This window comes from Natronoarchaeum sp. GCM10025703, from assembly GCF_042661985.1.
Classification (GTDB): domain Archaea; phylum Halobacteriota; class Halobacteria; order Halobacteriales; family Natronoarchaeaceae; genus Natranaeroarchaeum.
Window position 1 is genome coordinate 2,643,136 of the sequence record NZ_JBHSZF010000001.1, and the last position, 24,712, is coordinate 2,667,847.

Annotated in this window: 19 protein-coding genes and 5 pseudogenes; 13 read left to right on the forward strand and 11 right to left on the reverse strand. The window is 63.1% G+C overall.

Features of this window, described 5'->3' with window-relative positions; genetic code table 11:
* Positions 1-151 precede the first annotated feature (151 nt).
* The gene (locus ACFQH2_RS14820) at positions 152-508 is read right to left on the reverse strand and encodes a DUF7344 domain-containing protein (RefSeq protein ID WP_377054903.1); all 357 of its coding nucleotides are present in this window, start codon (positions 506-508) and stop codon (positions 152-154) included.
* Positions 509-806: 298 nt separating this feature from the next.
* Between ACFQH2_RS14820 and metG the strand changes: the two genes are divergently transcribed.
* Positions 807-2,960 (forward strand): methionine--tRNA ligase, encoded by a 2,154-nt coding sequence (gene metG / locus ACFQH2_RS14825; protein ID WP_377054905.1) that lies wholly within the window; start codon positions 807-809, stop codon positions 2,958-2,960.
* Between the two features lie 70 nt (positions 2,961-3,030).
* Here the strand turns inward: metG and ACFQH2_RS14830 are convergent, their stop codons facing one another.
* Positions 3,031-3,549: a hypothetical protein gene (locus ACFQH2_RS14830; RefSeq protein ID WP_377054907.1), complete on the reverse strand. Its 519-nt coding sequence runs from the start codon at positions 3,547-3,549 to the stop codon at positions 3,031-3,033.
* A 158-nt stretch (positions 3,550-3,707) separates the two neighbouring features.
* On the opposite strand from ACFQH2_RS14830, the gene ACFQH2_RS14835 reads away from it, so the two are divergent.
* The 3 genes and pseudogenes from ACFQH2_RS14835 to ACFQH2_RS14845 all read left to right on the forward strand — a co-directional run bounded on the left by ACFQH2_RS14835 (position 3,708) and on the right by ACFQH2_RS14845 (position 5,315).
* Positions 3,708-4,082, forward strand: a complete 375-nt coding sequence (locus ACFQH2_RS14835; protein ID WP_377054909.1) for a winged helix-turn-helix transcriptional regulator — start codon at positions 3,708-3,710, stop codon at positions 4,080-4,082.
* A gap of 63 nt (positions 4,083-4,145) precedes the next feature.
* Positions 4,146-5,058 (forward strand): annotated as a pseudogene (locus ACFQH2_RS14840) (Vms1/Ankzf1 family peptidyl-tRNA hydrolase).
* Between the two features lie 101 nt (positions 5,059-5,159).
* Positions 5,160-5,315, forward strand: coding sequence for a hypothetical protein (locus ACFQH2_RS14845; RefSeq protein ID WP_377054913.1), 156 nt, complete (start codon positions 5,160-5,162; stop codon positions 5,313-5,315).
* A gap of 8 nt (positions 5,316-5,323) precedes the next feature.
* Here ACFQH2_RS14845 and ACFQH2_RS14850 read toward each other — a convergent pair whose 3' ends face one another.
* The gene (locus tag ACFQH2_RS14850; protein ID WP_377054915.1) at positions 5,324-6,052 is read right to left on the reverse strand and encodes a hypothetical protein; all 729 of its coding nucleotides are present in this window, start codon (positions 6,050-6,052) and stop codon (positions 5,324-5,326) included.
* Positions 6,053-6,138: 86 nt separating this feature from the next.
* Here ACFQH2_RS14850 and radB point away from each other — a divergent pair, with 86 nt between their 5' ends.
* Positions 6,139-6,930 carry a DNA repair and recombination protein RadB gene (gene radB, locus ACFQH2_RS14855; RefSeq protein WP_377076878.1) on the forward strand — a complete coding sequence of 264 codons (792 nt, stop codon included), beginning with the start codon at positions 6,139-6,141 and terminating at the stop codon, positions 6,928-6,930.
* Here radB and ACFQH2_RS14860 read toward each other — a convergent pair.
* The gene (locus tag ACFQH2_RS14860) at positions 6,844-8,001 is read right to left on the reverse strand and encodes a CBS domain-containing protein (protein WP_377054919.1); all 1,158 of its coding nucleotides are present in this window, start codon (positions 7,999-8,001) and stop codon (positions 6,844-6,846) included. The two genes, radB and ACFQH2_RS14860, sit on opposite strands and share 87 nt — an antisense overlap.
* Positions 8,002-8,164: 163 nt before the next feature.
* Positions 8,165-9,070: pseudogene (pdxS, locus tag ACFQH2_RS14865) on the reverse strand (pyridoxal 5'-phosphate synthase lyase subunit PdxS); the annotation flags it as partial.
* A gap of 171 nt (positions 9,071-9,241) precedes the next feature.
* Here pdxS and ACFQH2_RS14870 point away from each other — a divergent pair.
* Both ACFQH2_RS14870 and ACFQH2_RS14875 read left to right on the forward strand, forming a co-directional pair.
* Positions 9,242-9,472 (forward strand): hypothetical protein, encoded by a 231-nt coding sequence (locus ACFQH2_RS14870; RefSeq protein WP_377054923.1) that lies wholly within the window; start codon positions 9,242-9,244, stop codon positions 9,470-9,472.
* Positions 9,473-9,557: 85 nt separating this feature from the next.
* Positions 9,558-10,262: a DUF1405 domain-containing protein gene (locus ACFQH2_RS14875; protein ID WP_377054925.1), complete on the forward strand. Its 705-nt coding sequence runs from the start codon at positions 9,558-9,560 to the stop codon at positions 10,260-10,262.
* A gap of 14 nt (positions 10,263-10,276) precedes the next feature.
* Here the strand turns inward: ACFQH2_RS14875 and ACFQH2_RS14880 are convergent, their stop codons facing one another.
* Both ACFQH2_RS14880 and ACFQH2_RS14885 read right to left on the reverse strand, forming a co-directional pair.
* The gene (locus ACFQH2_RS14880) at positions 10,277-10,693 is read right to left on the reverse strand and encodes a hypothetical protein (protein WP_377076879.1); all 417 of its coding nucleotides are present in this window, start codon (positions 10,691-10,693) and stop codon (positions 10,277-10,279) included.
* Positions 10,657-13,533 carry a valine--tRNA ligase gene (locus ACFQH2_RS14885; protein WP_377077004.1) on the reverse strand — a complete coding sequence of 959 codons (2,877 nt, stop codon included), beginning with the start codon at positions 13,531-13,533 and terminating at the stop codon, positions 10,657-10,659. The genes ACFQH2_RS14880 and ACFQH2_RS14885 overlap by 37 nt, the downstream gene beginning before the upstream one ends.
* Before the next feature lie 324 nt (positions 13,534-13,857).
* On the opposite strand from ACFQH2_RS14885, the gene ACFQH2_RS14890 reads away from it, so the two are divergent.
* The 3 genes and pseudogenes from ACFQH2_RS14890 to ACFQH2_RS14900 all read left to right on the forward strand — a co-directional run bounded on the left by ACFQH2_RS14890 (position 13,858) and on the right by ACFQH2_RS14900 (position 18,362).
* Positions 13,858-15,099: an RNA-guided endonuclease InsQ/TnpB family protein gene (locus tag ACFQH2_RS14890; RefSeq protein ID WP_377054933.1), complete on the forward strand. Its 1,242-nt coding sequence runs from the start codon at positions 13,858-13,860 to the stop codon at positions 15,097-15,099.
* 213 nt (positions 15,100-15,312) lie between these two features.
* Positions 15,313-17,889, forward strand: a pseudogene (locus ACFQH2_RS14895) (efflux RND transporter permease subunit).
* A 50-nt stretch (positions 17,890-17,939) separates the two neighbouring features.
* Entirely contained in the window at positions 17,940-18,362 is a 423-nt protein-coding gene (locus ACFQH2_RS14900) for a hypothetical protein (RefSeq protein WP_377054937.1), read from the forward strand.
* 22 nt (positions 18,363-18,384) lie between these two features.
* Here ACFQH2_RS14900 and ACFQH2_RS14905 read toward each other — a convergent pair whose 3' ends face one another.
* A complete protein-coding gene (locus ACFQH2_RS14905) occupies positions 18,385-19,281 on the reverse strand; it encodes a DUF6293 family protein (protein WP_377054939.1) in 897 nt (298 codons plus the stop codon).
* Positions 19,282-19,389: 108 nt separating this feature from the next.
* Between ACFQH2_RS14905 and ACFQH2_RS14910 the strand changes: the two are divergent.
* Positions 19,390-20,343: pseudogene (locus tag ACFQH2_RS14910) on the forward strand (formate/nitrite transporter family protein); the annotation flags it as partial.
* Positions 20,344-20,457: 114 nt separating this feature from the next.
* Here the strand turns inward: ACFQH2_RS14910 and ACFQH2_RS14915 are convergent.
* The 3 genes and pseudogenes from ACFQH2_RS14915 to ACFQH2_RS14925 form a co-directional block, all read right to left on the reverse strand.
* A pseudogene (locus ACFQH2_RS14915) lies at positions 20,458-21,850 on the reverse strand (dihydrolipoyl dehydrogenase family protein); the annotation flags it as partial.
* A 156-nt stretch (positions 21,851-22,006) separates the two neighbouring features.
* Positions 22,007-23,476: a sodium:solute symporter family protein gene (locus ACFQH2_RS14920; protein ID WP_377054943.1), complete on the reverse strand. Its 1,470-nt coding sequence runs from the start codon at positions 23,474-23,476 to the stop codon at positions 22,007-22,009.
* On the reverse strand, positions 23,473-23,745 hold the full coding sequence (locus ACFQH2_RS14925) for a DUF3311 domain-containing protein (protein WP_377054945.1): 273 nt from the start codon (positions 23,743-23,745) through the stop codon (positions 23,473-23,475). The genes ACFQH2_RS14920 and ACFQH2_RS14925 overlap by 4 nt, the downstream gene beginning before the upstream one ends.
* A gap of 140 nt (positions 23,746-23,885) precedes the next feature.
* Between ACFQH2_RS14925 and ACFQH2_RS14930 the strand changes: the two genes are divergently transcribed.
* Positions 23,886-24,041, forward strand: a complete 156-nt coding sequence (locus tag ACFQH2_RS14930) for a hypothetical protein (RefSeq protein WP_377076880.1) — start codon at positions 23,886-23,888, stop codon at positions 24,039-24,041.
* Between the two features lie 29 nt (positions 24,042-24,070).
* Complete coding sequence (locus ACFQH2_RS14935) at positions 24,071-24,625, forward strand: sugar phosphate isomerase/epimerase family protein (protein ID WP_377076881.1); 555 nt, start codon at positions 24,071-24,073, stop codon at positions 24,623-24,625.
* Positions 24,626-24,712: the final 87 nt, after the last annotated feature.

Consider the following 24,712-nt stretch of genomic DNA (forward strand, 5'->3'; position numbering starts at 1 on the left):
ATTCTACGATACATGACCAGCGTAGCGGCGCACATCGTCGATAGCGAGTCCTTGCTGGCGTGTCGGTAACCCGATACTACCGGTAGACGGTTTGTAGTCAGCGACAGTACCGATCGGAGAAAAACGCCGACCGCAAGAAACGGCGGCAACGTCAGACCGCTTGAGCATCGCCATCACGGTCGAGATAGGGCGTTAGTCTGTCGGCGGCCGGCAACAGTTCGATGCGATCCGCCGAGGCGTCGTAGCGAACGACGCCCGCAGCAGCGAGTTTCGGAAGATGGCTGTGATAGAGGCCGATAACGATCCGTCGTCGATGCGTCTCGTCGACGTTTCCCTCCGCAGTCGCCAGCGCATCGGAGAGGTCGTTGAGAGTGGTCGTCCCGACAGTCTCGGCGAGGTAGCTCAGGGCGTGTCGACGCCTGGTAACGCTCAACAGGTCGAAGATGTCCTCCGTAGAGAGTTCGGTTCGGCCGGATCGGTAGTCGTCATCTCTGGTTTCGGTATTCATGGCATCTCAGCGTACCCAGTCGCGAGTACGATGATCCTACTTCCGACCGAGCGGACATAGCGGTATGGACACCTTGCGTCCGTTTACACTCGGGTATCAGTTCGATACGTACCGAACGCTACTCCTCGTGGGTAACGTCGACCGGGGGCCGGCGAACTCCCTGTTGCGGTCCGGTCGATTGGACGACTCCCACCGCCATCGTAGTATGGCCGCAACAAGAGGCCAACGGTGTCGTGAGAGGGGGCAGGGCCGGAGAGAAACCAGCGGGTTTTACTCCCGCAAGCCGAGATGGGGTAGTATGAGCAAGGAGGAGTTCCCGACGGACCGACCTGCGGTGGTGACCTGTGGGCTACCGTACGCCAACGGCGACCTGCATATCGGTCACCTGCGCGGGTACATCGGCGCGGACGCGTTCAACCGAAGCCTACAAACGCTGGGCCAGCAGTCGGCCTACGTCTGCGGATCGGACATGCACGGCACGCCGGTCGCGGTCAACGCCGAGAAGGAAGGCGTCGACCCCGAGGAGTTCGCGCTGGAGTGGCACGAACAGTACGAGGAGACGTTCCCCAAGTTCAACGTCGACTTCGACAACTACGGCCACACCCACGACGAGACGAACACCGAGTTGACGCAGGAGATCGTCCGGACGCTCGACGAGGAGGGCTACGTCTACGAGAAGGAGATCCAGGTCGCCTACGACCCCGACGCCGACCAGTACCTGCCGGACCGCTATGTCGTCGGCACCTGCCCGTACTGCGGGGAGAAAGCGCGCGGCGACGAGTGTGACGAGGGCTGTCAGCGCCACCTCGAACCGGGTGAGGTCGAGGACCCGCAGAGTTCGATCACCGGTAACCCCGCCGAGTACCGCGAGCGCACCCACAAGTTCTTCGAGGTCTCGGAGTTCGCCGATTACCTCACCGACTTCCTCGACGGCCTCGAAGGGACCTCGAACGCACGGAACCAGCCGCGTCAGTGGATCGAGGACGGCCTCCAGGACTGGTGTATCACCCGGGATATGGACTGGGGGATCGACTACCCGGACACCGATGCTCCGGAACGAAACGGAGACGGTGGCACCGTCGAAGGGGGCGACGACGACCTCGTCCTCTACGTCTGGGTGGACGCGCCGATCGAGTATATCTCCTCGACCAAGCAGTACACCGAGCGCGTGGGTGCGGACGAGTACGACTGGGAAGAGGTATGGACAGAAGAGATCTCCGCGAGCGAAGCGAGCGGAGGCTCGGAAGAGCTGCGCTCTTCCGGCGGAGAGATCGTCCACGTGATCGGTCGCGACATCATCCAGCACCACGCCATCTTCTGGCCCGCGATGCTCGAAGGGGCGGGCTACACCGCACCGCGGGGCATCGCCGCGACGGGCTTCATCACGATCAACGGGAAGGGGCTCTCAACGAGTCGGAACCGTGCCGTCTGGGCGAAAGAGTATCTCGACGAGGGGTTCCACCCCGACCTCCTGCGATACTACCTGATGACGACCGGTGGCCTCCAGCAGGACGTCGACTTCTCGTGGGACGCGTTCCAGGAGAAAGTGAACGGCGAACTCGTCGGCAACGTCGGGAACTTCCTCTATCGGAGCCTCCTCTTTGCGTACCGGAACTACGAGGGGACGCCCGAGACGGAGGTCTCGTCGGAGGTCGAGGAACGCATCGGCGACGCCATCGAGGCGTTCCGCACTGGCGTCAACGACTACTCGCTACGGGGCGTCGCCTCCGCAACGCTCGAACTGACGAAGTTCGGCAACGAGTACATCCAGCGCAACGAGCCGTGGAACCTCGTCGACGACGACCCCGCCGAGGCGGCACAGGTCATCCGCGACTGCGTCCAGATCGCCAAAGCGAGCGCCGTCCTGTTCGATCCCATCGCACCCGGCAAGGCCGCGGAGGTCTGGGAGCAACTGGGCGAGGAGGGCGAGGTTGCTGATACGGAACTCGAAGCCGCGCTTGCCGCTCCGCCGCGAACGTTCGAGGAACCCTCCGAACTGTTCGGCAAGATCGAAGACGAACGCGTCGAGGAACTCAACAAAAAGCTCGAAGCACGCGTCGAAGCGGCAGGAGACGACGCCGAGGACGAGGAGAGCGACGACGCCGCGGCTCCCGACCTCGATCCCGTTCTGGACGACCGGATCGGTTTCGACGAGTTCCAGAACCTCGACATGCGCGTCGGGCGGATCGAGAGCGCCGAGGCGATCGAGGGTGCGGACGAACTGGTCCGTCTCGAGGTCGACATCGGTGTGGAGACACGTCAGATCGTTGCCGGCCTCAAACAGCTACACGACATCGACGAGCTACCGGGCACGAAAGTGATCGTGATGGCGAACCTGGAACAGGCCGAGTTGTTCGGCGTCGAGAGCGATGGGATGGTGCTCGCGGCAGGCGATCAGGCCGATCTGTTGACCACGCACGAGGACGCCGCCCCCGGAACGCAAGTCCAGTGACGCGGATTCACGCGTAACCGTCGACGGTATTTTCCGGTCGCAACGATCTGGAAAGCATCGGGCTGAGTCGCTACGTATCGATCCAGGCGACGAACATGCCGATCAGGGCGATGCTCAGACCGGTGTAGAGGATATCGCCCGTGAGGAACTGGCCGAACGAGCCCCATTCGTCCCAGAACAGGAGAAGCAGCCAGTAGGTCACCAGATTCCCACCGAAAAACACGGTCGCATCCCGGGCGACACCGTCCGACAGGCGGGCGTGTGTGACCACGCCGAGACCGACGAGACCGATCGCGTACGCCCAGACGAACGCGCGGGATGTCTCCCAGGTCCACAGCCCAGCCCACACGCCCAGGTCAGCGAACGGTCTGACGGTGAGGATCCAGGTGAACTCGAAGGTGGTTGCGATGGAATCGTACAGGCTGGGCGTGTACTCCGGGACCAGGTGAAAGAGTCCAAGAGCGATACAGAGACCGGCCAGTATCGTTCGTGGCGTGCTGTTCTCCTCACTGGATCGAGCCGTACCTGACGTGCCTTCGGAGGCGTCCTCGGATTCGAGCGACAGCTCGTCCGCTCCAAAATCGGACATACCGCTACGTGAAACTGATCGCACTTGAATGTAATGGCGTTGATATTTGTTGCCCACAGTCCGGGTTCCAAGGCTCGCAATGCCGAAGACGCCGAATCTGTGTCGGATCCAGCGACCTCACTCGCCATGTTTTAGAGTGAACGGCCATAACTGCGAGTATGAGCCAACCGAGTTCCGTTCTTCCTACCCGGTGTGACGGGGAAGAATGGTGCCCCATGGAGTCGACGGCCGCCATTATCGGCAAGAAGTGGCATCCCGTAATCGTCCACAGTCTACTGGAGAACGGGCCGCTCGGTTTCAACGCCCTCCAGCGAAACGTAGACGGTATCTCCTCGAAAGTCCTTTCGGAGAGTCTAGAAGACATGGAAGACAAGCGACTCCTGAACCGACGAGTGATCAATGAGACACCGTTCCGCGTCGAGTACGAACTGACAGAGCACGGGGCATCACTGGAACCGGTAATCGAATCAATGATCGAATGGGGAGAGAGCTATCTACAGGAAGCCGAGGATCCGGCCGAATCGATCGTGTAGTGGTTCCGAGGTCCGTGGCCGTCCGTCGGAACGTAAAAGTGTGCGCCGTGCACTGTCCCTTCTATGATCGACACCCTGCTCGGGCGTGCCGGACTGAAAGCGCGCATCGAGGAGCTGAGGCGAGCCTCGCGGAGACCGAAGAGGAGCGTGATCGGCTTCGGGAACAGCTCGAAGCGGCCGAAAACCGCCGTGCTGACGCCGTTAGCGACCGGCAGGATGCTCAGGAGCGAGTCAATCAGCTCGAAGACAAGGTGACACAGCTCGAAGATACGGTCGAGCGACTGCGGGACGACGAGCAGGAACTTTCCTTTCGCGCGGTCGATGACGTTCGCGGCCGACGGCTCGACGGCGTCCTCGACAGGCTGGAGAGCTTCGAGACTGGCGAGGAGGGCGTCTTCACCGCGATGGTCGAGGGTCACGCCTCGTCGGCAACGCGTGACGCGTTCGGCGACCGGACCGCGCTCGTCGAACGAGCTGCCCCTGTCTGGCGGTCACGGACGACGAGGGCCTGTTGAGCGTCGCGCTTCGGCCGCCGATCCAGCCGGCCCCGTTCGAGAGGTGGGACGACAGCGTCGACCTGAATCGCGAGTGGTTCCGCCCGACCGGACGGTATGCGGTGGCACTCGTCCGTGCAGACCTGTTCGCGATTGCGGAGTACACGGGCGACGAGCAGGTTTCGCTGTCGGGCTTCCGGACCGACGTGAAGGGCGACCACTCGAAGGGCGGCTACTCGCAGGCCCGATTCGAGCGATTACGGGACGAGCAGGTGCGCCGGCATCTGGACAAATGTCGTTCGAAGATCGAGGACCGATCGGCGTCGGAACTGTTCCTGCTCGGCGACGCGGAGGCTATCGACCGACTCGAAGCGGACGTCGACGCCGCTGCGACCGCCGCCGTCGACGCATCCGGAGATCCCGAACCGGCCCTGGAGAACGCGGTACGGGAGTTCTTCAGCGTTCGGCTGTATTCGCTCTGAGATGGGGATGGCCGGCTCACGTATCGGTTCTCGGTCGGAGGTCACACGAAGAACTGACCATCGACGCAAAGTATAAGGTTCATCAAAGAATATTAGGTATTATGATGCCCGACTGCCCGCGGTGTGGAACGCGGATGAGTCTGGACGACGAGACGACGAAACTCGTCGAATACCGCTGTACTGTCTGTCATACGCGCGAGGTAGAGCACAGAACGGGCAGTGAATCGCTCCGGCAGGGCAGTCCCGACGTCGCCTGACCGACCGGTCATTCGGTTTCTCGATGTTCGTTGAGCGCTTCGTCGAGCGTTAGCTCTCCGGCAGCCACGCGTCGCGCCAGCGTCTCGTCGATACTCCGGTTCTTTTCGGAGCGCTCGCGCGAACGGTTCTTGATCACCTGTAGTTCGCCGTCGGTCGGTTCGAACTCCCGGCTCTCGACGAGTTCGCCCTCGATTCGGGCGATGTTCACCGCGGCGAGCACGTCGCCCATCCCCCGGGCACCCGTCCCGACGTATGGCGTCGTCCCGGTCTCGTCGACGAGTTCGACCGGGACGTCGAGTTCGTCCACGATTCGCGCGCCTTCCAGCCGCGCACCGTCACCGATCCGGACAAGCGGGTCCGTCGCACACTCGATCTCTCCACGGACGGTCTCGACGGCATCGTTCAGCGGGACGTGATACGCACTGACGATGAGTTCGCCGACGAGTACAGCGACACCCGGCTTCGTGCCGGGATCGATACCGACGACGAGCCGACCACCTGCCTCGCGCAACAGTGCCAGGGCCTCCTCGACTGCGCGACGTGGCTCGCCCGGCGTCGCGACCACCGTCTCGAACTCCTCGATGGACTCGGCGGTCTCGGCGTCGGTGATGACCGCGTCCGCAGTCTCGGGCAGTTCGTCGTCCGGTTCGATCGTCGTAAAATCGACACTCCGGTCGCGAAGCTCGTTGACGACGCCGTGGTACACCTCGAAATCGCTAGTTGCGACGACGATCACTGCCGGAGGCTTCGCTCCGGGTCGTGTTAACTCTCCCGGGCCCGTCGACCGGGAACTTTTTGCGGGAAACGGCGAAAGAGTCGGGCGTGAACGCAGGTACGCCGATCCCGACGGGCTGTGAGTCGGTGGACGAGCTCCTTAGCGGTGGCTTCGAGCGCGGCACCGTCACCCAGCTATACGGCCAGCCCGCGGCCGGCAAGACGAATCTCGCGCTGTCCGCGGCGGTCGAGGTCGCCGCAAACGACGCACTGGCGGTCTATATCGACACCGAAGGGCTGTCGCTGGACCGGTTCCAGCAGGTGCTGTCGGGGCGCGTCGACGAGGACCGGATCGAAGACGTCGCCTCGAACGTGGTGATCGAGAGCGCCTACGACTTCGAGGAACAACAGACGGCCGTCCGGGACGCCGCGGAGTTCGCCGAGCGAGCGGACCTGATCGTCCTCGACAGTGCAACCGGCTTTTACCGGCTCGAACGGAGCGAGGACGATCAGGGCGATACGCTCCGGCAGGTCGCAAAGCAGGTGACGCACCTGCTCTCGCTGGCGCGGAAACACGACCTCGCGGTCGTCCTCACCAATCAGGTGTTCTCGGATCCCGACAGCGACCGGACGCGGGGGCTCGGGGGGAACACGCTCGAACACTGGACTGGGACGGTGCTCAGACTGGATCGGTATCGTGGCGGGAACAGACGAGTGACCCTCGAAAAGCATCGCGCAAAGGCCGCGGGCGAGACGGCCCAGTTCCGGATTACTGAGGACGGTCTGGAGGCGGCGGAAGGGCGAACGCCCTGCCTACATCTCGCCGAGTTTCCGGAGCACCTGCCCCTTGTACTCTTCGTCGCTGATGACGCCTTTCAGTTCCAGAACGTTGCGCTCTAGCTTGTCTGCGGCGACGCGGAACGCGTTGTCCGCACCGTAGCCCTCGCCGGTGCCGGCGACCTGCCCCTTGTTCGTCCGGAGGCGGATCTGAGACTGGATCAACGGCGTGCCACGCAGTTTCTCCTTGTGTTTGTGAAAGCGGACGTGAGCATGCTGCACCTGCATCTTCCGGTATTTGTCGGCGACGTTCTGGATCTGCTCGCGGATGTCGTCACGGCTGATCGTCTCCAGGAGCCGGATGTTGGTGATCTGGACGTCCAGTCGGTCCTTCTCGGTGTAGGACAGCGCCCGCAGCACGTCAGTTTTCGTCAGGATACCGCGGACGAGTCGGTCGTCGTCCTCGGGAGTGACGATCAGGCCGCCGTAGTCGTTGTCCAGCATCATCTGGACAGCCTCCTTGACACTCTCGTTTTCGGTCGTCGTCGTCACCGGGTTCGACATCGCGTCGGAGACTGGCATGTCGAGCACGCGCTCGACGTCGCCTTTCCGGTCGCCGGTGGTCTGTTTGTCCATCCGGCGGATCGCGATGTTACTGATGTCGTGGGTCGTGATCACCCCCGAGAGGTGGCCGTTCTCGTTGACCACCGGAAGTCGAGAGATACCGTTCTCCCGGAGGTAGTTGATCGCCTTCCCGACACCTGCATCCTCCGGGATGCTGATCACATCGTCGGTACAGATCTGTTCTACGGTCAGCGCGTCTAAATTATCGATGACGGCCGTCAAGATGGCGTCGGCCGTAATGATGCCGTACCGCTTCTCACCCTCGAACACCGGCGCGACCTTGGTCCCGCCCTCGACGAGCTGGCGGGCGACGTCCCGGATATGCTCGGTCCGGTCGATCTGGGGCGCCGGATCGTTTCGACTGGGCTTCGTCAGCGAACCGGCCTTCGCGTCGTCCTCGACGTGAGACTGGAGCACGTCCCGTTCGGCGAGCACGCCGTCGTACTCACCATCGCGCGTGACGATGATCCCCTTCGGGTTCTCTTCGTCGAACAGCGAGCGAACCTTCCCGAGTCTCGTCCCGACGTCGACTTCGACGTACTCCTGTGACGCGATATCAGAAATATCCATAGTACTCACGCTCTAGGGTTTGCTGTCGGGGCTATTTAACTTACCGCCCATTGTTAACATACGAAAATGATCGAAAACTGATAGCCAGACGGGCGGTGAAAGCAGTCGCTACGTACGATATAGCGAACGAGAGCGGCAGAAACCGGAAACTGGCGTCGAGCCTGACGCCGCGGTGCTGCAGTTTCTCGTCCTCGGGGAGGTCGGCGTTGGCGTCGCCGCGCATGCCCGAGCCGATATCCTTGCTGATCTCCGCCAGGGCGTCCGGGTCGTCCCAGTTGTTGACCGCTTCGACGACGGCCTCGCCCATCTGTTCGGGGTCTTCCGCGCCGAAGATCCCCGAGCCAACGAAGATGCCATCACAGCCGTGATGCATCATCAGTGCCGCGTCGGCCGGCGTCGCGATGCCGCCCGCAGCGAAGTTGACGACCGGGAGGCGTCCCTGCTCTGCGGTCTCGTGAACGAGGTCAAGCGGCGCCTCGTTCGCGCGGGCCCACTCCTCGCGCTCCTCGTGGGACATCCCGGTTAGCTGTCGGATCGCACTCTTGATGTTGCGCTGGTGGTGGACCGCCTGGTTGACGTCACCGGTCCCGGCCTCACCTTTGGTTCGGATCAGCGCCGCGCCCTCGTTGACCCGGCGAAGCGCCTCGCCGAGGTTCCGGGCGCCACAGACGAACGGGGAGGTGAACTCGCGCTTGTCGATGTGGAACCGGTCATCGGCGGGGGTCAGTACCTCGGACTCGTCGATCATATCGACACCGATCGATTCGAGGATCTGGGCCTCCGCGGTGTGACCGATCCGGGACTTGCCCATCACGGGAATCGATACCTCTTCGATGATTGCCTCGACCTCGACTGGGTCGGGCATACGGGCGACACCGCCCCGCTTACGGATGTCCGCTGGCACTGCCTCCAGTGCCATCACCGCGACTGCACCGACATCCTCTGCGATACGGGCCTGCTCGCGGTTGACGACATCCATGATGACGCCACCTTTCTGCATGCGAGCGAAACCGCGTTTTACGAGTTCGGTCCCGCGTCTGAGTTCCTCAAGATCGGTCTCTTCCGGCATGAATCTTCGTTAGGACTGAGCACACTTAACCCGTTCCTTTGGTTGAGTTTTGACGCCTGAAAACCGCCGGATCAGCGGTGGTTCTCGACGGATATCCCGGAGCTACATTGGTCGCGATTGACTGGCTCTACCGTCGACAGGGGTTTGGCCGGCCGACCCCCAGTCGGTACTATGGGCTGGAGCGTCGATGTCGAAGACGAAAGCTCGGTCTCGCTCGTCCACGACGAGGGGGTCCTACTGTACGCAAAGCGGGGCCTAGAGCACGAGGACCACGCCGAGTGGACGGTCGAGATCACTGATACCGCCACCGGCGAGGAGATAGAACGCGAGAGCTACGAGATCTCAAATCGGCAGCATCTCCAGTCGGTGCTGGACAAGTACACCGAGATCTATCCGCCGTAGCTCTCCCGCTCGTCGCGGCGATCACACGCAGACGATGCCGCCGGAACCGCTAGCGTTTTGAAGGTCTCCCGTGTCGTACACGACGATGGGAGAGCTACCGGAGCACGATCCGCTCCCGCAGTGGCTAGCGCCGGTACCACGCGTCGTCGAGGATCTGGGCCTGCGACTGGTCTGGATCGTCGTCGCGATCAATCTGGTAGGGACTGCCTTCGGCTTCTGGTTCTACGCCTTCGAGACGGGTCAGCTACTCAACACTCCGACGGTCATGTGGCCGTGGGTGCCCGATAGCCCGCTCGCGACGCTGTTCGCCGCAGGGGCGTTCGCCAGTTGGGCACGCGGGAACCCCCGCGAGTGGCTCACCGCGCTGGCCTTTTTCGGCAACGTCATCCTCGGGCTCTGGACCCCTTACACCATCCTCGTCTTTGCCGACGTCTACATGGCCGGTGGCTCACCGTTTCTCTACACGTTCATGTTCTTCAGTCATCTCTCGATGGTCGTCCAGGCGCTGGTACTCTATCGGATCAGCGAGTTCCCACCGTGGGCGGTCGGCATCGCCACCCTCTGGTACGGGTTCGATTTCGTCGTCGACTTCTTCATTCCGCTCGTCGGCGAGCCACATCACACCGTCCTGCCCGTTCCGCGGGATACCGAACTCTGGCTCGGAGCGACGGCGTTCGACGCAGCGGGTGCGGGAACGTTCGTGTTCACCTTGCTGGCGGTGTTTCTGGCACTTGCAATCCGCACGAAGAAAGTCGAACAACGGCACAGGGGCACCGGGAGTACCCGCTGAATCCGGGCGAGGCATCAGAGAACCCAGGTGTGGATACCCCTGCTGAACAGCAGGACGTAGTTGGTCACTGCCAGCAGTGCATACAGGAGTACGGACCCGTCTCGCCGTTCGGAGGCCCCGAGAGGACAGCACACTGCTTCAGGATCGGTAACGCAAGCAGGTGTCGTTTCAGCAGGGTTAAGTCGACAGTCGGACGAATCGGAGCCATGGCCACGAATCTCCCCGAACCGGATCGGCGGACTGTGCAGGGCGTGACCGCCGCCGGGATTGCCCTCGTATCGGTCGGCGTCGTGCTCGATGTCGCCGGAGTCGAAACGCTCGTCCTCGCTCTGGGCGTCTCGCTCTCCGCCGCCGGCATCGTGTTTCTCGCAACGCCGGGAGACACGAGCCAGCGCTACAGGCTCGCTTTCACCGCGCTGGCTGCCGGGCAACTCGCCCTCTTCAGTGGCCCTCTCGGGCTGCTCGGAATTATCGGGCTGCTCGCCGTCGGTGCGATAATCGCGTGGTTGAGCCTGCGGGAGGACGACCAGTTGTCGACCACGACGACGAGGTCATCGGCTTCGACCATCTCGCCGTCGCCCGCGTAGGTCCGTTCTTCACGCACCTCGAAGAGATCCGAATCGAGTGCTTCGCCGGCGAGTCGAAGGGTGCCGTCGTCGAGTTCGTAGTCGCCGCTTTCGAGCGCGGCGTCGAACTCGCCGACCTTGCCGCCGAACTTCGGACCGACCTGCGAGTAGTCCAGGCTGATCTCGTCGATTTCGGTCGTCACGTCGGGGTCCTCGTCGAAAGCGATCAGATCATCGACGTGCATGACCTCGCCGATTGCGCTCTCGAACCCGTCGATGGAACCGTACACCTCGACGCGGTCGAGTTCGGCGTTGAGCGGAAGTTGGTGCTCGCTCTTGTAGCGTCGCAGCGCACCGATCACCGCGGTCGCCGTCTCGCCCGCGTCGAGGTCGGCCTCGTGATGCGTCGTCGTCGGCCAGTCGGTGGTGTGGATGCTCTCCGTGCTGTACACCGACTGCCATATCTCCTCGGTGATATGCGGGAGGAGCGGGGCGAACAGTTTGAGGAATCGCCGATGGGCCGTCCGCAGGGCGTACGCCGTCGAGGGGTCGTCGGTCTCGCTCAGACGCTGTTTGGCGATTTCGAGGTAGTCATCGCAGAACGTGTTCCAGAAGAACCCGCGAAGTTGGTTGCGGGCCTTCGAGAACTCGTAGTTCTCCAGTTTCTCGGTGACCTCTTCGATAACGGCGTTCTGTTTGGCCAGTAGCCACTCGTCGATTGCGGCGAGTTCCTCGGGCTCTTGGGGATCGGTCTCGTCGACGAGGTGGCCGACGAGTTTCGAGGCGTTCCAGAGCTTTCGGAGCAGTTTCTCGCCGGTGACCAGATCCTGCTCTTTGAACGGGAAGTCGTCGCCGATAGAAGTGCCGGCGGCCCAGTAGCGCGCGGCGTCGACCGGGAACCGGTCGAGGACCTCCTCGGGGCGGACGACGTTGCCCTTGGACTTGGACATCGCCTCGCGGTTCTCGTCGAGGACCATCCCGTTGATCATCGTCGCGTCGAAGGGCACCTCGCCGGTGTGCTCGTAGCACTTGACGACGGTGTGGAACAGCCAGAACGAGATGATGTCGTGGCCCTGCGGGCGCAGGTCGAACGGGTATAGCTGTGGCCGGTCCATGGTGAACTCCCCGGATGCGCCGTCCACCTCGTCGGCTGTCTCTGCCGACTCGTCGCGGCGCCAGTCCCAGCCAGCGTTGATCAGCGGCGTCAGCGAGGAGGTCGCCCAGGTGTCGAAGACGTCCTCCTCGGGCCGCAGATCATCGCTTGCACATTCGGGACAGGCGTCGACCGGCGGGTCGTCCGAAAGCGGATCGACCGGCAGGGTCTCGCGGTCGGCGATGATCGTCTCGCCGCAGTCCTCGCAGTACCAGACCGGGATCGGAATGCCCGAGTCGCGCTGGCGCGAGATACACCAGTCCCACTCCAGGCCCTCGATCCAGTGTTTGTACCGGGTGTACATCTTCTCGGGGTACCAGTCCATCTCCCGGCCCGCCTGCAGATACTCCTCTTTCTTGTCGAGGATCTCGACGTACCACTGCTCGGTGACGAGGAACTCGACGTCGGTCGCACAGCGCTCGTGGACGTTGACGTCGTGGCTGATCTCCCAGCGGTCCCGGAGATAGCCCTCGTCGTCGAGGTCCTCGACGATCTCCTCGCGAGCCTCGTCGGTCGAGAGGCCTTCGTACTCCTCGGCGAGATCGGTCATCGTCCCGGACTCGTCGATGGCAACGCGAAGCGGCAGGTCGTGGGCCTGATACCACTCGATGTCAGTCTGGTCGCCGAAGGTACAGGACATCACGACGCCGGTCCCTTTCTCCATGTCGACGCGCTCGTCCTCGATGATCGGCACCTCGTGATCGAACAGGGGGACACGAGCGGTCTCGCCGACCAGATGCGCGTTCTCCTCGTCGTCGGGATGGACGAACATGGCGACACACGCGGGGAGCAGTTCGGGGCGGGTCGTCGAGATGACGATATCCTCGCCGGTGTCTCGCGGCTGGTTGTCGCTCGACTGTTCCAAGTCGCGTTGCGACTCGCTATCGACGTGGGTGAAGGCCACGTCGTTGTAGTGTGAGTCGCGTTCCGCACCCTCCATCTCGACCTGCGAGATCGCGGTCTCGCAGTCGGGACACCATATCGCCGGCGCTTTCTGGCGGTACTCCCGGCCGCGCTCGTACAGATCGATAAAGGAAAGTTGGGAGATGCGCTGGACGCGTGGCTCGATCGTTTTGTAGGTGTTGTCCCAGTCGACGGAGACGGCCAGCGACTGGACGTCGTCGGTGAAGGCGTCCTCGTACTCGGTACAGACGTCACGACACTTCTCCTGAAACTCGCGGCGCTCGAAATCCTGATGCCGAATGTCCAGTTCGCGCTCGGTCAGTCGCTCGGAGGCGATCCCGTTGTCGTCGTAGCCGAAGGGGAAGTAGGTCGTCTCCTCGAACATCCGCCGGAAGCGGGCGACGAAGTCCTGCAGGGTGAACTGGTAGAGATGGCCCATGTGGAGGTCGCCCGACACCGTCGGCGGCGGCGTATCGATCGAGAACAGGGTGTTCGGGTCGGTGACGGACTCGTCGTACTCGTGGACGCCCTGCTCGACCCAGTACTCCTGCCACGCCGGTTCGATCTCGCTTGGCTCGTAGCTGCCATCGAGACCGTCGCTATCGGCCGTTGCGTCGGCTCCCGCGTCGCTCGCGTCGTCGGTGCTCATGCTCTCACCGCCCGGGTGGGGCGTCGTCGATACCGCGTAGTTCGCTGTCGATAGTGGTCGTACATACTGGTCGTTGTTCGCTGAATACTGGTCGGGCACAATACATCCGTCGAAACGGGGTGGGAGAGATGGGGCAGGACGCCCCTACGAAACTGTCGCCGCGGCCGGGGTGACCGGACCTCGCCATATACCCAGTTACTCTACCGGTGCTGTTATTTATACTGGTCAGCAAGGCGAATACCTCGACCCACCGTGGTCGGGGATGAAGCCGACAACTTGTGATACGAACCATTAAATGAACACGTCTCTAATCAAAAGACAGCGATGGATTACAGTCACCGCTACCACGCTTATCCGACACAAGAGGTAGCGGAAGGACTGAAACACCATCTCGACGTTCATCGCCAACTCTACAACCACGTCCGCTGGGACTATACAAACAGTCCCGAAGACGACAAACCGTCCGAATACGACCAGAACAATAAACTCCCCGAGTGGAAGCGCGAGTGGCCAGTGTTCAGCGACCTGCACTCGAAAGCCGCACAAGCTACTGTCGCTCGCTTCCACCGCAACCTCTCGAACCTTCGCAAGAAGAAAGAAAAGGGATACAAGGTTGGTCGGCTCAAGCGGCAAGCACCCGCAGAGTATCGAAGTGTGACGTACAGTCAGTCCGGTTTCGACCTCGATGAAAAGAGGGGCCACGACAAGTACGCATACGTCCGCTTCAGCCAAATCGGATGGGTGAAAATCCGGTACTCGCGTCCAATCCCCGACCGCGCCACCATCAAAGAGGTCACGTTCAAGAAGGAGACGACTGGTGAGTGGTTCGTCTCATTCGGACTGGATACCGACGATGCTGACTTGCCCGAGAAACCGGATAAAGAATCACTTGACGCAACCAATAGCGTTGGCGTTGACCTTGGCATCCTGAACTACATCCACACCAGCGATGGCAAGACCGTTGATTGGCTCGATCTTGAAGCCGAACACGAGCGACTCCGCAGAGAGCAACGCAAACTCTCGTGGAAAGAACAAGGGTCAAACAACTACGAGAAACAACGGGTTGAACTGGCGAAGGTGAAGCGTCACATTCGCCGGAAGGTGCTGGACTACCAGCACAAGATAACGACATGGCTCGTCCGCGAGTACGATGCCGTGTTCGTTGAAGATTTGGACGTGAAAAAGATGTTAGAGCAGTCGCATAACGCTCGCAACAAGCAGGATGCGGCGTGGCGGCAGTTCATCACGCTCCTCGAATACAAGGCTGAGCTGTACGGCTGTCACGTCGTGCAAGTCGAAGCCCGAGGCACAACCAAAGAGTGTGCGTCGTGTGGCGTGGAGACAACGAAGCCCATTTGGGTCAGGGAACACTCCTGCCCCTCGTGCGGCTTCGAGACAGACAGGGATGCGAACGCGGCAATGAACGTCTTGCAGAGGGGCTTTTCTGAGTTAGGGCTGGGATGGCCCGAAGACACGCCTGTGGAGACTGTGGCCGCTACGGACAGGGCTCTGTTTGAGTCTGTGTCTGCAAGTCACGTCGTAGAAACAGGAAGCTTGCCCTCGTGAGAGCAGGATTCCCCGCGCCACCGTGCGCGGGGTAACATTCAATTCAGAAGCCGCCGGTGTAGCTCTCGACGTACTGAAACGGATCAGAAATTTAAGTATGCCGGGCGATCACAGGGAGGGTATGAAGCCAATCCCCGCCGAGACGGCTACAGTGCCGTACTCGATCCCCTCCCGTCAGCCGACCGCCCTCCAGCCACCGACCGCCCCGGATAGATGAGCGGTGGCATCATCGACCGGTACGCGGACACCCTCGTCGAGAACAGCAAACTCGTCATCCTCCTCTTGCTCGCCGCTACTGCGCTCGTCGCGGCCGGTCCCGTCCTCGACGACACCGAAGGCGGTGATATCGGTCAGTTTGCGACCGGGTCAGCAGAAGAAGCGGCCCAGGAGGAAATCGGGGCCACGTACGGTGAAGACGAGGGAGCAGTCACTCAGATCGTCGTCCGCGACGAGGGGGTGACGTCCTCACCCGCGAATCACTGCTCGACGGCCTCTATCTCCAGCAGGAGATACGTGAAGAGGACGCGACAGACGCCACACTGCAGGAGGATAACGCCATCGGTGGCGTCGAGAACGTCGTCGCGACGGCGGCCTACTTCCAGCAGCAAGCGCAGTCGGGCCCCCCGTCGAGGGAGAACCGACGCTTGCCGAACAGATCCATGCCCTCGAAGCCCTCGATGAGGAGGACGTCGACGCCCTGCTCGGCGACGTGCTCGATCCGGCGACCGAGACGCCCGGTCCGGACGCCACGGCCTTCCTGCCGTCGAGCTACGAGCCAGGAACGACGACCGCCGACGCCCGCCTCACCTTCGTCTTCCACGCCAGCGCGGACTCGGTCGAGGGCGGCGAGGACGCAATCGGCGACGCCCAACTGGCTATCGACGGCCTCGTCGACGAGCGGTTCGACGACGCGTTCGCTTTCGGCGGCGGCATCACCGACGACGCCTCGACGCGGGCGGTCGGGGACAGTTTCGCCATCATCACGCCCGTCGCGCTGGTACTCGTCCTCGCCGTCCTCGGCGTCGCCTACCGCGACCTCGTCGACGTCCTCGTCGGCGTGTTCGGCATCGCCGTCGTAATGGCGTGGCTTGCGGGCATTCAGGGCTGGCTCTCGATTCCTCCAGCCAACTGCTGATCGCCGTCCCCTTCCTGGTGATCGGTCTCAGCATCGACTACTCGCTTCACGTCGTCATGCGCTATCGGGAGGCCAGAGAGGGACGACTGCGTGACGACGGTCCCGACGCGACGGTCCCCCGCGAACCGACGGCGGCGATGCGACTCGGCGTCGCGAGCGTCGTCCTCGCGCTCGCGGCCGCGACGTTCTCGACCGGTATCGGCTTTCTCTCGAACTACGTTAGCCCACTGGCAGCGATCCAGGACTTCGCACTGTTGAGCGCGGGCGGCATCCTCGCGACGCTGATCGTGTTCGGCACGCTCGTCCCGGCGGTGAAACTGGAACTCGAACAGTTACTCGCCAGATTCGGCCGCGAGCGACGCAACGCCGCAGTCGGCGTGGGTACGGGACCGATCAACCGAACGCTGACCGGTATCGTCTCGCTCGTCCAGCGCCGTCCCGTCGCGGTGCTCGTGCTCGCGCTCTTGCTTGCCTCCGCGGGGGCGTACGGCGCGACCGGTATCGACACCGAGTTCAACCAGGCCGATTTCCTGCCCGAGGATCCGCCTGACTGGGTCAAGTCGATACCCGGGCCGCTCTCGCCGGGAGATTACGACGTTCGCGCAAACGCCGCCTATCTCGGCGACAACTTCCGCCAGCAGGGCGCGGGGACGGAGACACAGATACTCGTCAGGGGAGAGGTCACCGATCCCGACGTGTTGGCGGCGATGGACGAGGCGACAGCGCCGCCCGAGTCCGGGAGTACCGTCGTCGCTCGACCGGACGGGAACGCCGCGGTCGACAGCCCCGCGAGCGTGCTGCGCGACGTCGCCGCCGAGAACGACCAACTCGCCGACGCCATCGACGCGCGCGACGAGACCGGAAATGGACTACCCGACGAGGACGTCGCGGCGGTCTACGATACGCTCTACGACGTCGCGCCGGAGCGTGCTGGAGAGGTCCTCTACCGAAGCGGCGACGAGTACGAGAGCGCTCGCCTGTTCGTCGGCGTGCAGGGCGACGCGTCCGCCCAGTCAGTCGCCGACGACACCCGTATGATCGCCGACGGCATCGCGGCGACCGACGCCGTCTCCGCCACCGCGACCGGCGGGCCGGTACTCACCGCCGTTCAGCAGGACGCTCTGCTGGAGACGCTGGTGCAGGCGTTCGCGGTGACGCTCGTGGTCATCATGGCGTTTCTCTCCCTGCTGTACTTCATCCGGCACGGCGCGCCGGACCTCGCCATCGTCACTATCACGCCAGTCCTGATCGCGCTCGCGTGGCTACTCGGGACGATGTCCGCGCTCGGCATCCCGTTCAACAGCGAGACGGCCGTCATCACCAGCCTCGCCATCGGACTGGGTGTCGACTACAGCATCCACCTGAGCGAGCGCATTCAGGACGAACTGGTCGAGGGCAACGGCGCCTCGCTCGACGAGGCGCTCTCGACGGCGATTGCCGGCACCGGCGGTGCGCTACTGGGGAGCGCCGCGACGACCGCGGCCGGGTTCGGCGTTCTCGCGCTGGCGCTGGCCCCACCGCTCCGGCGGTTCGGCCTCGTCACCGGGCTGAGCATCGTCTACGCGTTCATGGCCTGTGTGATCTTGCTCCCGGTGCTGTTCGTGCTACGCGAGCGCGTCCGGGAGTGGCGTGCAGGACGGACTGCCGGGGAATGACGGCCAGAAACGACAACCCACTTGTCGGTGGCGACGCGTAGTCCGATTCGATGGACTGGACCGGAGTCGGCGAGTTGGTCGACGAACACCAGGAGATAGTGCGTTCTGTACTGTCGCTCGCGTACATCCTCGCCATCCTGCTGGTCGGTGCGGTGCTGGTCGGTGATCCGACGAGTAACTACCCGATCATCTCCGATGCCGTCGGTCTCGTGCTCGTCGTCCACGCCTACCGGACGGGGAACCTGGCGGCGCTGGGATCGACGCTGTTGCTCGTCGCCGCGCTCGGCATCTGGTTCCTGATCGCCTCGCCGTCGCTTCCCGGCGTCGATATCGGCGCGCTCGTCCCCGCGAGCGTTCCGTCGGAAGCGGTCCCGCCCATCGGACTTGCGGCAGTGCTCGCCGTCGGCTACGCGCTCACGGTTGCGGAGGTCCTGCCACAGCTAGATCGGGTCGTCGCCGAACGTGTCCAGTAAGGGACCGGGCGGACGGAAGGAGCTACTCGCTGTCGTTCGAGTGCGCACGGACCCAGAGTTCACCGATGCGCGACAGGCTGGTCCGGTGGGATTTGCCGTGTGACTCCTGTTCGATGTAGCCTTTCCCGCCGGGGCCGAGCAGGTCGACGTTGTAGATCACTTTCGAGCGGAAGCTATCGGTGTACTCCTCGTTGAGTTCGCGTGCCAGCGCCTCGGCCAACTCGGAGACGCTCTCGAACTCGCCGTGCTCGCCCAGCGTGAAGAGGATTAGCTCCTCGAACGGCTTGACGTTCGAGAAGGAGGCGACCGGTAGCTCGACGATGTGGCTGCCGTCGATCTCCTTCGCACCGATGGTCGTCCCGCGCTCGTCGAACTCCGAGAGCAGGTCGGTGGCGCTGTCGAGGCGCTCGTCGAGGCGCTCTCCGGGGACCTCGGACTCCTCCTGCAGCGTCTCCAGTAGCTCTCGTTGTTTGCGTAGCTCTTTGGCGAGTTCGGTCTCCAGATACTTTTCGGGTGCCGTGTAGTAGGTGTGGATCTTATCGCGGTCCTCCTGGCGCTCGACCATGATCGAGTGGGCCGCGGTGGCGAACGCAAACGAGATGGTCCGCGGCATCGCACTGATGTTCACCCAGACCTCGTTGCCCCGATCCAGTTCGTCGTTGATGAGGTCGAACGCCTGCTCGAAGGCGGCGTCGTAGTCGTAGACGTCGTCGAGGACGAACCGATCCGTCTCCGCGCCGAGCAGGTTCTGGAAGTCCTTGTCCAGTTTTTCCGAAAGGTGCTGTGCGTACTGAACGTTCTCCTCGCTGCCGACGGCCCCTTCGAGAAGGATCACCCGGTCGACGTCCTGCTGATCGCGGACCAGGGGCGCGATCAGCCGGTCGTAATCGAAGCCGACCGGCACGATGTGTGTCTGCATATCCGATCATTGGCGGCGTGGCTTAAGAATCTCCGCAAGTCGTCCCGGCCCCTGCAAGGCTGGCACGAATAGACGGCGTTTAGTGGAGCGAGCGAGAGCATCTACGTAATGGCGACACCCGATAGAGACGACTCCGCGCAGCAATCCGAACACGGAGCGCCCGCGGAAGGGAAAGTAGTCCGCGACCGCTTCGAGACGGACGAGGTGTTCCAGCGGATCATCGCGGCCGCCGACGAGGAGATCGATATCGGGCTGCGTGAACTGTTCTTCAGCAGTCTGGCCGGCGGCTTCGCCATCACGCTCACGTTTCTCGTCTACGCCTCTATGACTGCATCGACAGGGAGCCATCCCGTCCTGAGCGGGATCCTCTACCCGATCGGTTTCGTCTACATCATTCTCGGCGGCTACCAGCTATACACCGAGAACACGCTCCCTCCGGTCGCGCTCTTTCTCGAACGCCTCGCGAGCCTCCCCGCTCTCCTCCGTATCTGGGGCGTCGTGATCGTCGGGAACTTCGCCGGCGGGACGATGGGCGCGCTGATCCTCGCACAGACGGGCGTGTTCGGCGATCCGGCGGCCCTCGCGGCGACGGACCTCGCGATGAAGGGGATCGACACCCCCTTCTGGGATCTGTTCTTCAAGGGCGGCTTCGCGGGGCTGATCGTCGCCGGTGTCGTCTGGCTCGACTACGCCGTCCGCGACACCATCACGCGCTTTTTCCTCATCTACATGGCGTTTCTGATGATCCCCTACGCCGATCTGTTTCACGTCGTCGTCTCCTTCACGGAGTTGATGTATCTGGTCTTCCTCGGCGAACCGGTGCTCCTGTCCGGACTGACAGGGTTCATCCTGCCGGTGTTGCTCGGTAACACCATCGGCGGCGTCGTACTGGTCACCGTCGTCAACTACTTCCAGACGACCGAACGGCGCGTCGAAGAGGCCCGGCGGGACGGCGTCGAACGACAGCTATCGATCCGCGAGTGGATCATGGGCGGCGCGGCCGGACGCGGCTACGTCCCGACGACACTCCAGACCGACTCCGAACCGGAGGACCGCGGCGACGCCATCGAGTTCGACGGGAACGTCTACGTCAAACAGGAGGAGGCCGAGGACTAGGGTCGTGGTAGGGGGCGTGGCCGTCCGGGACTGACGGCAGGACGCGGTCGGGTACTCTACTAGTTGTGCAGCAGCGTCGCTGAACAGGCCGTCGAGTATCTCCGGCGTCGTGGGGTGGTAGGCGCGGTCCGGAATCTCGTGGACGTCAGGCCCATCTCGACGGCCAACTGCATCGTCTTGGCCATCACGTCCGCGTCGGGGTGGAGCCCCTGATAGCCGAGCACCGTCCCGTCGCCCCCGACGACGATGCTGGCGAGTCCCTCGGAGTAGTTCCGACTCCGGAAGACGCCGAGCGAGTCGACCGACTGCGTCGCGGTGACGTAGTCGATGCCGGCCGCTTCCGCGGAGTCAGCCGTGTGACCGACGCGTGCGTACGGCAGGTCGGCGAGACCGGAGAAGACGACCTGATGAGTGACGTTCTCGTAGGACTCCAGTTCTTCGGCTGCGCGATGTCTGAGGATGTTCTCGGCGGCGACTTCGCCCTCCTCCTTGGCGACATGCAGGATGGGTTCGCTCCCGTTGGCATCGCCGATGACGAACATGCGCTCGTGGTCGCGGGCCTGCATCGTGTCCTCAACCCAGCCAGGTTCGGGAGTCAGCGCCGTCGCGTCGAGTCCAAGCCGATCCAGTGCGGGCTTGCGCCCGGTGAACATGAACAACTGGTCGGCCTCGACAGTGCTCTCGGTCTCGCCGTCGTTCACCACGGCGCGGACCCCGCCGTCATCTGTCCGTTCGAGCCGTTCGGTCCGCGTGCCGAGTCTGACGTCGATGCCGAAGGCGTCCTCGTAGTGATCGACGAGTTCGGTTCCGAACGCCGGATCGGCGTCGGGGAGCACGGCCGGGAGCTGTTCGACCGCCGTGATATCCATTCCGGCCGCCTCGGAGAGATACGGTACCAGTTCCAGCCCGATAGCGCCAAGCCCGATGACTAGCCCGGACTCGGGGAACTCGGTCGTGTCGAAGACGTCCGCGCTACTCTGGAAGGGGACTTCTTCGATGCCGGGGATCGGCGGGACGGAAAGCGTCGACCCTGTCGCGACGACCACGTACTCCGGCTCGATAACGTCGTCGCCGACTGCAAGCCGGCGGTCGTCGAGGAACGTCGCCTCCTCCTGACGGAGGGTGACGTCGTCGCGCTCGATAATGGAGTTCATTTTCGACTGGCGTTTCCCGGTGTACATCGAGACGCTCTCGTCTTTCCGCGCGACGACCTGTTCGAGGTCGAGGTCGGGGACGTCCGCCCCGATCCGGTCGTCAGTGCGGGCGGCGAACCGCCGCTCGGCCGCCGACAGCAGTTCCTTGGACGGCATACAGCCGGCGAGCACGCAGAGCCCGCCCCCGGTTCGCCGTCGTCGATCAGCGTCAGTTCGAGATCGGGTTCCGCGGCAAGCCGTTCGACCACCGGTCCGGCGGCACTTCCGTGGGCACCGACAACTGCAACGTGGGTCGTCATACACGACTGTATCCGCCTGGGAAAGATAATTGTTTGGTATTGGGATTTATACACACAACAATCGATATCACAGCTGTTAGTGCCTGAAGATTGTGTTTCGTCGTCGTCGAGACGAGCTACATCGGGAGTGGGTCCCCGGAGGAGCACGCCGCCGACCTACCGGTCGACGCCGGAGAAGAACCGCGACCGGCGCTCGTCGGCGGCCGCCGTCGTCGCCGCCGAGACGGCGACCGTCAGGACGAGTCCCAGCAGCATGCCGACGATAGAGGCGTTCCAGCCGAGGTAGGTCGCCGGGACGAACGACGTGAACACGGAGAACAGGTAGAACAGCTGGCTACCGCCGATCCCCGCGTACATCCCCGAAAGCGTAGTCCGTCGCCAGTAGAGCGCGACGAGGACCGGGAACGCGAGTTGCGCGAAGCCCGAGAACGCGAGGTTGCCGATTTCGATCAGTGTGCCGGGTTGGCTCAGACTCGCGAAGAAGGTCGCGGTGGCGAAGACGACGACGCCGACCCGGCCGAGCAGGTCCTCGCGCCGGTCGGAGATGTCGGCATCGATGAAGGGGCGGTAGACGTCCCGAGTGAAGTAAGACGACCCCGACAGCAACATCGAGTCGCTGGAGGACATCATCGCGGCCATCGCGCCGGCGATGACCAGCGCGGCAAACCAGACGGGTGTGTACTCGTTGAGCAGGATCGGGACGACGTTTTCGCCCGCCGGAACGTCGATACCGAGCCCTGCGGCCCACGTCCCGAGCAGGAAGGCCGGGATGAACAGCAGGACGACCAGCACCGGCCAGAGGATGAAGGTGCGTTTGAACACCGTCTCCGAGTTAGCAGTGAAAAAGCGCTGGTTCACCTGCGGGAACATCGCGACGCCGAAACCGATCGAGATGGCCGTCGAGAGCATGTACTGCGGCGTGTAGAAGGCGCTTCCCAGCGCGAGGAACTCGGGGTTCGATTCGGCGACTGCGGCGGTCGCCGCACCCGCACCGCCGACGGCGTCTAACACCCATAGCGCGGCGACCCAGGTGATGACGAGCATGAACGCGCCCTGTACCGTGTCGGTCCACGCGATGCCGCGCATCCCCGCGAGCACGACGTAGATGATCATGAAGACGGTCACGAGCGCCGCACCGGCCCAGAACGGCAGAGCGCCGGCGGTCAGTCCGCTCAGCGCGGCCCCCGCGCCCATCTGTTGGAGCATCACGTACGGGAACAGCCAGAACAGGCTGATACCGGCAACAAGCCCCCGAAGGCCGACGGATCCGAACCGGTCGCCGAGCATCTCTCCAAGCGTGACGTAGCCGTGACGGTTGCCGATCAGCCACTGCTTGTAGCCGACGACGTACCAGAGAATGGCAAAGATGATCCCGTCCATCAATCCCATGACGAGGATCCACTCGGGCCCCTGCGCGTAGGCGAGGTTCGGCCCGCCGAAGAACGTAAACGCCGACAGGAGAGTGGCAAAGGTCGTAAAGAGGAGAACGATCGTCCCGAACGACCGGCTTGCGAGATAGAAGTCCTCGGCAGTCCGCTCGGTGACTCGGTAGGCCACCAGACCGATCGCAAGCGCCAGGAACAGATAGCCGACGATGATTCCGAGTTGAATACCGATAGCGGTCACAGGCCATCACCACCGCGGTCGTCGCCGGAGCTATCGCCCTCCGGTCCGAGGCGCGGTTCGTCGCCCGGTTCGATCCAGAGTCCCCAGTCCTCGCGAGCGAACAGCCAGAACGTAAGCGTCGCCGTGATCATCACACCGGCGTGCCACCAGATCCAGACCGGAAGTCCGAAGATCACCGTATCGACACCCCAGAGGAACCACGGGATTCCGAGGACTGCCAGCGAGAGAAACGCCAGCGCCCAACCGATCCGTCGTAGACGTGTCGCCATTGCCACCACGTCGGGCCTGCGGATGTTAAGTGCTGTCGTATCATGACGGACGAACGAGAGTACAGACGGCAGAGAGAGAGATGGACAGTACAGCCGATTCAGTGCGGAACTTTTTGACAACTCGCGTGTGATAATTTGACATGCAGACAGGTATCCAGTTATATACACTTCGCGACCTGAACCGTTCGGTCGTCGACCAGCTGACGATGGTCGGCGAAACTTCCTCGACGGCGTCGAGTTCGCCGGCCTCCCGAGCGAAGACGGCCTGTCGACGGCAGTATCGGCGGCGGGGCTGACGGTCGCTGGGGCCCACTTACAGGCTGAGTTGATCGAACGCGAACCGGAGCGGGTCGCCGACGCCTGTCACGCCCTCGATTGTGCCACGGTCGTCGTCCCGTATCTCGACGAGTCCCGCTTCGTCGACCGGGCGGCAGTGACGGAGACAGCGACGCGTCTGGGCCTGCTCGCCGACGCGCTCGACGAACACGGCTGTCGGCTCCTCTATCACAACCACGATCACGAGTTCGTCACGCCGACCGATACCGACGCACAGACCGCGTTCGACCTGCTCGTCGAGACAGCGGACGACTCGGTCGGGGTCGAACTCGATCTGGGCTGGGCGAAAGCGGCCGGCCAGGACCCGATCGACTTGCTCTACCGATACGGCGACCGGATCCCGCTCGTCCACCTCAAGGATGTCACCGCCGACGGCGAACCGATCGACCTCGGCAACGGCGTTCTCGATATCCCGTCCTGTATCGAGGCCGCCCGGGACGCCGGCGTCGAGTGGATACTTTTCGAGCACGACCAGCCAGAGGATCCGCTGGCATCGCTGGCGAATGCCGACGCCGTATTGCAGGAACCCCACCGCGCCCGGTGAGTGCTGACTTCGAGAACTGTAGTGTTTTAGTGCAAAGACTGTAGCGTATTACTTTTATAACTGTAGTAAACAACTTCAGTATCCGTA

Coding starts and splice junctions, on each gene's coding strand:
- ACFQH2_RS14885 (WP_377077004.1), bottom strand. CDS start 13,533: ATGAGCACCGACGACGCGAGCGACGCGGGAGCCGACGCAACGGCCGAT.
- ACFQH2_RS14830 (WP_377054907.1), bottom strand. CDS start 3,549: ATGTCCGATTTTGGAGCGGACGAGCTGTCGCTCGAATCCGAGGACGCC.
- ACFQH2_RS14890 (WP_377054933.1), top strand. CDS start 13,858: ATGGATTACAGTCACCGCTACCACGCTTATCCGACACAAGAGGTAGCG.
- ACFQH2_RS14870 (WP_377054923.1), top strand. CDS start 9,242: ATGGGCTGGAGCGTCGATGTCGAAGACGAAAGCTCGGTCTCGCTCGTC.
- ACFQH2_RS14925 (WP_377054945.1), bottom strand. CDS start 23,745: ATGGCGACACGTCTACGACGGATCGGTTGGGCGCTGGCGTTTCTCTCG.
- ACFQH2_RS14905 (WP_377054939.1), bottom strand. CDS start 19,281: ATGCAGACACACATCGTGCCGGTCGGCTTCGATTACGACCGGCTGATC.
- ACFQH2_RS14820 (WP_377054903.1), bottom strand. CDS start 508: ATGAATACCGAAACCAGAGATGACGACTACCGATCCGGCCGAACCGAA.
- ACFQH2_RS14835 (WP_377054909.1), top strand. CDS start 3,708: ATGAGCCAACCGAGTTCCGTTCTTCCTACCCGGTGTGACGGGGAAGAA.
- ACFQH2_RS14930 (WP_377076880.1), top strand. CDS start 23,886: ATGCAGACAGGTATCCAGTTATATACACTTCGCGACCTGAACCGTTCG.
- ACFQH2_RS14860 (WP_377054919.1), bottom strand. CDS start 8,001: ATGGATATTTCTGATATCGCGTCACAGGAGTACGTCGAAGTCGACGTC.
- ACFQH2_RS14900 (WP_377054937.1), top strand. CDS start 17,940: ATGGACTGGACCGGAGTCGGCGAGTTGGTCGACGAACACCAGGAGATA.
- metG (WP_377054905.1), top strand. CDS start 807: ATGAGCAAGGAGGAGTTCCCGACGGACCGACCTGCGGTGGTGACCTGT.
- ACFQH2_RS14845 (WP_377054913.1), top strand. CDS start 5,160: ATGATGCCCGACTGCCCGCGGTGTGGAACGCGGATGAGTCTGGACGAC.
- ACFQH2_RS14875 (WP_377054925.1), top strand. CDS start 9,558: ATGGGAGAGCTACCGGAGCACGATCCGCTCCCGCAGTGGCTAGCGCCG.